The 2,764-nt window shown below is 67.8% G+C and carries 3 protein-coding genes; all 3 read left to right on the forward strand.

Annotation, left to right across the window (positions count from 1 at the left end):
* Nucleotides 1-1,749: DUF2341 domain-containing protein (locus AC1VAN_RS17515; protein ID WP_480986312.1), on the forward strand; the 1,749-nt coding region annotated here is incomplete at its 5' end.
* Between the two features lie 10 nt (nt 1,750-1,759).
* The gene (locus AC1VAN_RS17520) at nt 1,760-2,173 is read left to right on the forward strand and encodes an ExbD/TolR family protein (protein WP_025874382.1); all 414 of its coding nucleotides are present in this window, start codon (nt 1,760-1,762) and stop codon (nt 2,171-2,173) included.
* A gap of 3 nt (nt 2,174-2,176) precedes the next feature.
* Nucleotides 2,177-2,764, forward strand: a 588-nt coding sequence (locus AC1VAN_RS17525) for a ferric siderophore transporter TonB (protein ID WP_480986313.1), incomplete at its 3' end; no start/stop codon positions are given.

A 2,764-nucleotide genomic window follows, 5' to 3' on the forward strand; every position in this document is an offset into this window, starting at 1 on the left:
GCTGCGCTGATCGCGCTGCCCGCGGCCGCGGCCGATGCCAACTGGTGGCAGGCCGAATGGAAGTACCGCAAGCCGATCACCGTCGACGCAGGCCCACAGGGCGCGGGGTTGACCGGCAACCCCGGGCGTACGCCGCTGCTGCTGCGCCTGCATACCGGCAACTTCGGTTTTGATGGCACCCAGGAGGGTGGCAACGACCTGCGTTTCGTTTCTGCCGACGGTCGCACCGTGCTGGCCCATCAGATCGAGCAGTTCGACCCGAACCTGGGCCTGGCCCTGGTCTGGGTGGACGTTCCGGCACTGACCGCCAGCGCGCCGCAGACGATCTGGATGTACTACGGCAACGCGAAGGCACCGGCCAGCGGCAATGGCCAGCAGGTGTTCGATCCGGATTACACGCTGGTCTACCACTTTGCTGAAGCCAATGCGCCGGCCCGTGATACCACGGCCTACGGCAACACGGCCGGTGCAGTAGTGCCTGCGGCGGAAAGCACGGTGATCGGGCGTGGCGTGCAGCTGGGCGTCGGTCCACTGCCGCTGCCGGCCAGTGCTTCGCTGGCACAGGAAGCGGGTGCGCCGCTCACTGTTTCTGCCTGGATCAAACCGGGCGCGCTGACCACCGCGCAGGCGATCTACGCCCGGCGCGATGGCAGCGCAGAGCTGGTGGTGGGCATCGACAACCGGGTGCCGTTCGTGCAGCTCAACGGTCAACGCAGCACGCCGGCGCAGCCGATTCCGGAAGGGCAGTGGGCGCATGTTGCGGTTACCGCCGAGAAGGGGTCGCTGCAGCTGTATCTGAACGGTCGCGTGGTGGCCCAGCTCAGTGGTGAGCTGCCGGCACTGACCACCGCAGCGGTGGTGGGTGCCGATGCGCCGGGCGCGGCGCAACCGCTGGCCAACTTCGATGGCGCGCTGGATGAACTGCGCATCTCACGCGTAGCACGCCCGGCGGCGCTGCTGCTGGCAGATGCCACCGCGCAGGGCGCCGATTCGCGCCTGATCAGCTACGGCGCCGACGAGCAGTCGGCCGGGCAGAGCCACTTCGCCTTCATCCTCAAGGCGATGCCGTTCGATGCCTGGGTGGTGGTCGCCATCCTCGGCCTGATGATGCTGTTGTCCTGGGCGATCATGATCGCCAAGAGCCGTCATTTCGGCCGCACCAGCAAGGCCAATGCGGTGTTCACCGAGAGCTTCAGCAAGCTCTCCGGCGTGCCGCTGCGCACGTTGTCCGAGATGGAYCGGCAGGGCAAGGTGCCGACGGCGATGCACGATGGCTCGCTGTGGCGCATCTACCAGGTGGCCATCGATGAAATGCAGCAGCGTCATCAGCGCGATGGCAACTCCGGCTACCTGAGCGCGGCCACCATCGCCGCCATCCGCGCGTCGATGGATGCGGTGATGGTGCGCGAACAGGAAGCGATGGCGAGGCGCATGAACTGGCTGTCGACCACCATCGAGGGCGCACCGTATGTCGGTCTGTTCGGCACCGTGATCGGCATCATGCTGGTGTTCGTGGTGGCGGCGATGGCCGGTGCGGTGGACATCAACTCGGTGGCCCCGGGCATGGCGGCAGYGCTGCTGTGTACCGCCGCCGGCCTGGGCGTCGCGATTCCTGCGCTGTTCGGCTACAACTGGCTGGGGGCTCGCGCCGAAGCSATCGGCGCCGACATGGCGGTGTTCATCGACGAGTTCGCCGCCCGCCTGGCCGAAGAGCAGGACGGGCGCGGCCCGGCCGTGGTCCAGGGCTGAGGGGCCGGCCATGGGCTACAAGGCGAAGTTCGGCATCAAGAARCGCGAGAAGGGCATCAACGTGACGCCTTTCGTCGACGTGCTGCTGGTGGTGTTGGTGATCTTCATCCTGACCAGCAACGCCTCCATTCCCGGCATCGAGGTCAACCTGCCGAAGGCCAGCAACAGCACCGCACTGGAGAAGCCCAAGACCAAGGCGATCACCATCGACCCCAGTGGCCAGGTGTTCCTGGATGCCTACCCGGTGACGATGACCGAGCTGGAGGACCGCCTGCGTACCGAACGGGCAACCTCGCCGGATTTCCCGGTGATCGTGCGCGGTGATGCGCAGGTGCAGTACGCGCGCGTGGTCGAGGTGCTGGATCTGCTGCGTCGGCTGGAGCTGGCCCAGGTCGGCCTGGTCACCGGCAAGGCGCAGGGCTGAGGCATGGCCGGTCATCGACCACCCCTGCAGGAGCCCGGTACGCGCGGACGCCAGTTGCTGGTGACGATCGCGCTGGTGCTGGCGGCGCTGCTGGTACTGGATGTTGCCGTGTGGTGGCTGCTGTTCAAGGACACCGCCAGCACCCGCCGGCCGGTGCTGCAGCCGCCCATGCTGGCGTTGCCACCACCGCCGCCGCCTCCACCACCACCACCGGAAAAGCCGCCTGAGCCGGAGACGCCGCCGGAAGAGACCGTGCCAGAGCCGGAACCGCTGGACCAGCCAACGCCGGCCGAAGAACCGACGCCGACGCCGGACAACGCCGACCCTGTGACCATGGACGCCGATGCACAGGCCGGTGGTGACAACTTCGGCATCCAGTCGGGCAGCGGCGGTGGCTCGTCCGGCGTTGGCCGCGGCGGTGCCGGCAACGCCAGCTATGGCCGCTACCTGGGCTATCTGATGCAGCAGGCGATTTCGCGCGACGCGCGGGTCAAGCGCCTGGCGTTCCAGCTGCAGGTGAATGTCTGGCTGGCGCCCGATGGCCGGCTGGAGAAGGTCGAGCTGGTGCGTGGCAGCGGCAACGAAGAGGCC

This window comes from Stenotrophomonas sp. 05L44_2, assembly GCF_056665995.1.